This window comes from Nostoc sp., from assembly GCF_035638895.1.
Taxonomy (GTDB): domain Bacteria; phylum Cyanobacteriota; class Cyanobacteriia; order Cyanobacteriales; family Nostocaceae; genus Nostoc.
Genome location: NZ_DASQZC010000024.1, coordinates 1 through 7,296, shown reverse-complemented (window position 1 = coordinate 7,296; position 7,296 = coordinate 1). Strand labels below are relative to the sequence as shown.

Genomic DNA, 7,296 nt, shown 5'->3' with positions numbered 1-7,296 from the left:
ATTTCAAATTTTGTACCTATACCAGCCTGTGAATTAAAACTTAATTTACCACCATGTCGCACTGTTATAATTCGATAACTTACTGCTAAACTGGTATTTTTACTATTCTTCGTTTCAAGAGAAAACGACTCCATAATTTGCTGTTGTAATTCTTGAGACATTCCAGGGCCATTGTCAGAAATGCGAATTAATATCCAGCGAGAATCTGGTGCATGTGGGTTGCTTTTTTCCTGGGGAATTACTTCTGTAGTAATCTCAATTCGGGGTTTTTGAAGAGTTTTTATATCTTCTCGATTCAACTGCTGTCGCACTGCTTCATTGAGTAAAGTATCCACAACTTCGCTGAAAATATTCATCAGAACCTGGTTTAATTGCCCCATAAAGCAATACACTGGGGGTAATTGCCCGTAATATTTTACAATTTCAATTTCTCCTTGAAGACGGCTATTAATTAATAAAATAATACTATCAATACAAGCGTGTAAATCTACTGGCTTGGGATAAAGTTCATCGATATGACAAAAGTTTTGTAAACTGGTGACAAGTTTTTTTAATCTTTCTGCTCCAGTGCGGATACTAGCAAGCGATCGCGACAAATCTTGTTCTAAAAAATCAAATTCAATCTCTTCTTTAATATCATTAATTGCTTGGGAAGCTGATGGTAACTCTTGTTCATAAGCAGCTATCAGCTTGAGCAAATCTTGGCTATAGCTTGAAACGTAAATTATATTACCCCAAATAAAACCCACTGGGTCTAAAATTTCGTGCGCTACACCGTCTACCAAACGTCCCAAATTTGCCATTTTATCATTTTGAATCATTTGGGCTTGGCTGCGTTCATATCGTACCAGATTGTCGATTCCTCGAATTTGCCAAGAAATAATATTCAATTCTTGGACATCTAACAATCTATAAGCACCAGATTCTGTTTCTACTACAATTGGTTCTGCTAATAATTCTGGCGATCGCTTTAAGCTAAGTTGCATCGCAGTTAAAATCGATGTTGTATCAGCAAGCAGTAACATCGGTATCCGCGCATAGCTGTAGAGTACGGCTAATGGTTGCTGAACAAATAACTCTTGTCCGAACGGGCGAATCAAAAATTCCAGCAGTCGCCGCCGCGAAATCATCCCAACGAACTTTCCCTGCTCTACCAAAATTACTCCTGGTAGCTGCGGGTATTTTTCCAAAAAACTAGCCACTTCCATACCAGTGTGATTGATTTCCACTGGGAAGTTGTACATTGGTAGTTCTTGGAGGGTTGAATTTAAATCGAGATCGCGATCGCTACCAAGAGACACAAATGGCGGTGAGATTTCGCAACTGAATTCTTCTGACACTATACACCCTGATTTTTACAAATATTAGGTAAACGATAAGTCAATATTTTACATTCTGTCACCCTCTAAATCCGGTTTCGGTTTGGGTATCTACCGCAAGGCAGAAGTTCATCTTAAGCCAGTGCGCTCTTGCGACTCATCGCAAGCTACACTAAAAACAACCTTTACAAAAAATGCAAAGGTAGCAAGCATTATGACCTCTGCAACCAATCAATCCACCGCCCTCACTCCTTTCCCTGAGCATACCCAACTTCCTGAGTCTGATGGTACATTTGTGTTCGCGGAGCGTGCCGAAGGCAAAAATTGGCAAGAGCATCCCCAAAGCATCCTACTAACTGACTCGATTACACCTGTTCTCAAGCAAATAAATCCTGAAGGTCAATATTGCATTGGCCAGGATTTAGGCATTTACTGGCGCTTGACTGATCCCCCTGAAAAAGGCGCAGAAGCACCAGATTGGTTTTATGTACCGAATGTACCGCCTGCACTAGATGGGCAAACGCGACGTTCTTATGTATTGTGGCGAGAGTTTATTGCTCCGTTGATTGTCTTGGAATTTGTCTCTGGGGATGGTAGTGAAGAACGAGATAAAACTCCTTGGAAGGGGAAATTTTGGGTTTATGAGCAGGTAATTCGTCCTCCCTTCTACGGCATTTATGAGGCGAGTAAAGCCAGTCTAGAACTTTATCATCTGATTGAAGGACAGTATCAGGTTTTAGCAGCAAATGAACGAGGACATTATCCCATAGGCCCCTTAGAAGTTGAATTAGGTTTATGGCTAGGAATTTATCAGAATGTGGAATTACCCTGGTTGCGTTGGTGGGATTTACAAGGTAATTTGTTGTTGAGTGGCGATGAAAGAGCTGAACAAGAACGCCAAAGAGCCGATCGCCTAGCTGCTCAATTGCGTAAACGCGGAGCGGCTTGTCGTTAGACATCGCTCGGCGTTGAACCAGAAACCTAATATTTTTCTATGAATTACGAATTACGAATTACGAATTACGAATTAAATCTGTGGCTTAATTTGTTTAGACACAAATTTTACTGCTACCAGGGTAATCACGATGACAAATAGACCTCCTTCTGAACCGGAGTCATCCCAAAAAACTGCCCTTGGCTTTGATGAATTTATAGCCATACTGGTTGCCTTCGCCACTATCGGAGCGATTCTTTTTTGGTCATTGTCCCGCAGGGATTCTAGCTGGAACTTAAACGGGTTGGTGTCGCCTTCCCCTACTCCGTCTAGAAGTGTTCAACCAAATCAAGTATTGCCCTTTCCTACTCCCAAGGTAGAACCAAATGCAGCCCCCAATAACGTTTTGCCGTCATCTCCACCTGAGGCTGTTGTTGAACCCAATACACCTGCATTCCCAACTTCTTCCCGCACAGTGTTACCATCTGCTCAGGTAATTTCAACTCAATCCCCACAACCACAGACAACTGTATCCTCTTCAACAGGGCTTAAGTCATCAGCCTTGCCTTTAGTAACTCCGGCAAAACAAAAATCTATTATTCCGCCGCCAATTGCATTTAACGATGTGCCCAATAACTTTTGGGGTCGGCGTTTTATAGATGTTCTTTCTTCCCGTGGTATTCTTAAAGGGTTTCCTGATTATTCTTTTAGACCAAATCAGCCTGTAAACCGTGCTGAATTTGCTGCTATCCTGCAAAAAGCCTTTGAGCAAGACCCCTCTAAGACTGCGATCGCATTTCAAGATATACCAGCAAAATTTTGGGCTACTTCAGCAATTGACCAAGCCATCAGTACCGGATTTCTTAAAGGCTACCCGAAAAAAACCTTCAAACCACAACAAAATATTACGCGAGTGCAAGTTTTAGTTGCCCTTGTTAGTGGATTGAATTTGAAAGCACCCACTTCCCAAAATCAGATTTTAAGTGTTTATAAAGATGCTAAAAATATTCCAACCTATGCTACTAGCAAAATAGCTGCTGCTACAGCCAATGGTCTAGTAGTTAACTATCCAAATCCACAAATTCTTGCTCCCAACAAAGCAGCCACTAGGGCTGAATTGGCGGCGATGATTCATCAAGCTTTGGTAAAACGGGGCAAGTTGGAGGGAATTTCATCTCAAAACATAGTGCGTAGGGGTAGCCCATCGCAGGCATCGGGTAGCGTGTCTCCAAAATTCCCGCCCATTCCAAGACAGAATCTAAAAAGTTTAAGTCAGAGATAGGTTCATCAAACTTACGTTAAACCCAAGGTCACAGGAAGCTATCTCTAGAAGTCTGATCGCCAGAAGTCGGCGATCAGACTCACTGATTTGCAATTAGAGCTTACTTCTACACAGGAGCAGGCTACGCATAGCGTCTCTAAGAGTTGCGATAATCACTATTAAGCTTCTGGAATTTGTTGACCAACCACTTGTGATTTAAGAGTGGTGATTTCACTAGTTAACTCTTTCCTGGTTGAGGCTTTGAGTAAATAGCGGTAAACAAACCAAGCAGAGTAACCAATACCGATCAACTCAAAAGTAGGTGCTACCAAGGGGATATCATTCAAAGCATCTAATATTGCCAAGAGTACTTTAACCGCAACAATTGATCCCACAATTAAACCTAGAGTGATCAGGGGTTGCTTATATTGATTGAAGAAGCTTCCCAGATATTCTGGCAATGTTGCTAAAAAGCTAGAAATTTGCTCACCATATTTTTGCCATTCATCTTGAGACTGTGCAGGAGGCTGGAGTTTGGTGATGGTTCCTGTTTGGCTCTTGATCTCTGCCACTGTAGTCTCTTTGGATGCGGTTTCAGTAAATTCTTGTTCTGGCATTTTCACTCCTATATATTTGACAGTTGAGTTTTTCTAATCTGGATAATTACAACCAAAAGGCTGTTGATTAGGTAATCCACAAGTGCATTAGTACAATTGCGTTAAGGGCACAAAAGGGTTTTAGTATCCTACAACTATAATTGTCTCCTAATATCTACTGCATCAACTACAAGGTAGACACTCAGGATGAGGATAGAACTAAGAAGGCAGCAGGATGTATTCTGATCAGCTTTCTGAGTTCTTTTCTTGAATCAAGTGGAATCCTCAGGTTGTGATTATCCCATTCCGTGTCATTCGCTCATAATCGTACTAAATTTAAGTACAAATCTGGCAAAAATCAGCCCACCTCTCATTTATATAAGCCTAAAACCCGATTTTAGCCGATATTAAAGCTATCTTAAGCCGCATTCGTAAATTAACGCATTCGTATTGATATTAATACGTAATAAAGTTTTTTTTGTGTTCACACAGACTAGACTTTTAAGCTATTTTATGATAATTCAGCCTTGGAGATGAGGGAGCAGGGGAAGCAGGGGCAGAAGAATTAATAAATAACCAATGCCCAATGCCCAATTCCCAATGCCCTATGCTCAACAAATGTCAAAGCTTTTGTTTTTTTCCTGATTGTATTAATTTTATAAGGAAGCAGTTAAAGTAGAGTAGTGGCATACCTGATGGTAATAACTCATTGTTATTAACCACATATTGAGGAAAGTGTTGTGGTAACGAGAAGACAGTTTCAGATAGGTCTTTAATGCAGGGAATTATTTGTTGCTGCTGAAAAAAGTGAATTCTATTCACTCTCAGTAAGTGTACTTAGCAGTATTGCTGTCAAAATTACTCATACTATATAAGGATATGTAAATTATATAGTAAGTAATGATTTGCTATTGCTATAAAAGAAGGTAATGTAAATGTTAATCACCAATTAAAGTGTTTGCATAAGCTAAACTGATTTGGTGATTTTTGTGGGAAGGCAAGGAGGTTTGAGAAATGCCTTCTTCAAAAGCTAACCCCTATCGACAGCAGTTCAGAAAGCAAAAAAGTGTCAGCCGAAGAGCCATCGACAGACGAACTCCCAACTATAGAATTTCCCTCACGAGGGAAACTCAAAGCCAGTTCTTGGCGCATCCATCAAAAAATTGGTTATGGGTACTTTGTAGCTATCGGAATTGGCTTTTTTGGCTCACTGACTGGGTTAGTGATCGCCAATTACTACCGGGGAAGGGAAGTTAGGCAATTCAATCAAGCATACGAACAAGGGCAACTACTGAGTAATTATAAAGATGCAGTAGTCGGAGCGCAATTACATAGCTCTAACCTAGTTGCTGTATTGGAAAATTCACAACAGCTACAAACCAAAAAAGCCGATTTTCTGAAGAATGTTGAAAAAGCCAAGCAATTAGAGTCAAAAATTGGCGGATTTATCGACAGTAAACCTAAAAGACTAGCCGCAACAAGTTCGACTTTACAGACGTTATTGCAGGATTACAAGAAAAATTTAAAAGCTTACGTTGAGCAAATCGAGGTTGTTTTACAGAAAATTGACTCTCAAAAAGTGCAGTCTGGGCAGATTTCTTCTGCCCGATCGCAGTTATTGGCAATTATGCGTGGTGATACAGCCATTCGCCTAGATCAGCTTTCTCAAAGCTTGACTAACATCCTGCAAACTGCCCAAGAACAAGAGCAAGAAAGGCAAAAAGCCGTTGAGCAAGCAAAAATAGTTGAGCGATTGATCGTGCTTGTGAGTATGCTGGTTTCGGTGGCGATCGCAGCCATTGTAGCTTGGCGTACCAGCCGAGCGATCGCTGAACCAGTTATCACTGTTACCCAAGTAGCTGAACAAGTTGCAAGAAAATCTAATTTTGATTTGCGAGCGCCTGTCACTACTGAAGATGAAATTGGCCTACTCGCCAAATCTTTAAATCGTCTAATTGAGCGAGTATCTGAGCGAACAAAAGAACTACAACAAGCTAAAGAATTAGCCGAAGCTGCTAGCAAGGCAAAAAGCGTATTTTTGGCCAATGTCAGCCACGAATTACGCACACCATTAAATGCTGTCATTGGCTTAAGCCAACTTTTAGAAGACGACGCTACCGATCTTGGTTTATCGGCAGACTTTATCACAGACTTAGAAACAATTAACTCTGCTGGTAAGCATCTACTGCACTTGATTAACGAAATCCTCGACTTATCAAAAATTGAAGCGGGGAAAATGACTCTTTATCCAGAGACATTCGAGATTGCGACGCTGATTCATAATGTTGTCCTCACAGTCAAACCAGCTATAGAAAAAAATGCCAATGTTTTAGAAGTGCATTTTGATGAGCAACTTGGCATTATGTACGCCGATCAAACTAGGATGCGGCAGGTATTATTAAACTTACTCAGTAACGCCAGTAAATTCACTACAAACGGCAAAGTGACGCTGACAGTCAACAGAGAAAAGGATGAATTTCGACCGGAGGCTCCTTTGGGGATGATTACTTTCACTGTTACTGACACAGGCATAGGTATGTCTCAAGGTCAACAACAGCAGTTATTTAAACCTTTTACACAAGGAGATACCTCGACTACGAAAAAGTATGGAGGTACGGGACTGGGGTTAGCAATTAGCCGCCACTTTTGCCAGATGATGGGTGGTGAGATTATTGTCAAAAGTCAGCCGGGAGTCGGCTCTACTTTTACTATTCGTCTGCCAATGACTGTGCAGGATTGAATGGGGCTGGGGCATTGGGCAATATCGTTCGGATAAGCAGGGGGGCAGGAGAGGCAGGGGAGGCTCTTGAGCAAGAATCAGTCCTTTGTAGAGACGGCGATTTATCGCGTCTCTTGCCTTAACCGAACCGTATTGGTTCTTCGGCTTCAATAAATAATCAAGCGGACAAGTCCATTCGTTCAGAACACAAGTCCATTCGTTCAGAACACAAGTCCGTTCGTTCAGAACACAAGTCCGTTCGTCCAGAACACAAGTCCATTCGTTCAGAACACAAGTCCGTTCTCAACCATTTGTTCTCTTGTATCGTGTAATTAGGGATTGCTGAAAAAGTATGAAAAAGCAATTTTAAGGGTTGACTAGTTATTCAAGCAAAATAAAAGATAAGCTTTTGTTGTTTTTAACTAACAAAATAATAACTTTCACTTATAGGGAAATGCAAAAAAGGT

At 41.0% G+C, this 7,296-nt stretch carries 5 protein-coding genes; 3 read left to right on the top strand and 2 right to left on the bottom strand.

The genetic code is table 11. The annotated features are described in order from the left end of the window. A partial coding sequence (locus tag VE944_RS00970; RefSeq protein ID WP_324971023.1) for a sensor histidine kinase occupies window positions 1-1,340 on the bottom strand: 1,340 nt, incomplete at its 3' end. A gap of 193 nt (window positions 1,341-1,533) precedes the next feature. Here VE944_RS00970 and VE944_RS00965 point away from each other — a divergent pair. Beyond that, window positions 1,534-2,274 (top strand): Uma2 family endonuclease, encoded by a 741-nt coding sequence (locus tag VE944_RS00965; protein ID WP_324971018.1) that lies wholly within the window; start codon window positions 1,534-1,536, stop codon window positions 2,272-2,274. A 130-nt stretch (window positions 2,275-2,404) separates the two neighbouring features. Then, entirely contained in the window at window positions 2,405-3,535 is a 1,131-nt protein-coding gene (locus tag VE944_RS00960; RefSeq protein ID WP_324971016.1) for an S-layer homology domain-containing protein, read from the top strand. A 158-nt stretch (window positions 3,536-3,693) separates the two neighbouring features. Here the strand turns inward: VE944_RS00960 and VE944_RS00955 are convergent, their stop codons facing one another. Further along, window positions 3,694-4,131: a CAAD domain-containing protein gene (locus VE944_RS00955; protein ID WP_324971014.1), complete on the bottom strand. Its 438-nt coding sequence runs from the start codon at window positions 4,129-4,131 to the stop codon at window positions 3,694-3,696. Window positions 4,132-5,176: 1,045 nt separating this feature from the next. Here VE944_RS00955 and VE944_RS00950 point away from each other — a divergent pair. After that, a complete protein-coding gene (locus VE944_RS00950; RefSeq protein WP_324971012.1) occupies window positions 5,177-6,850 on the top strand; it encodes a sensor histidine kinase in 1,674 nt (557 codons plus the stop codon). Window positions 6,851-7,296 lie beyond the last annotated feature (446 nt).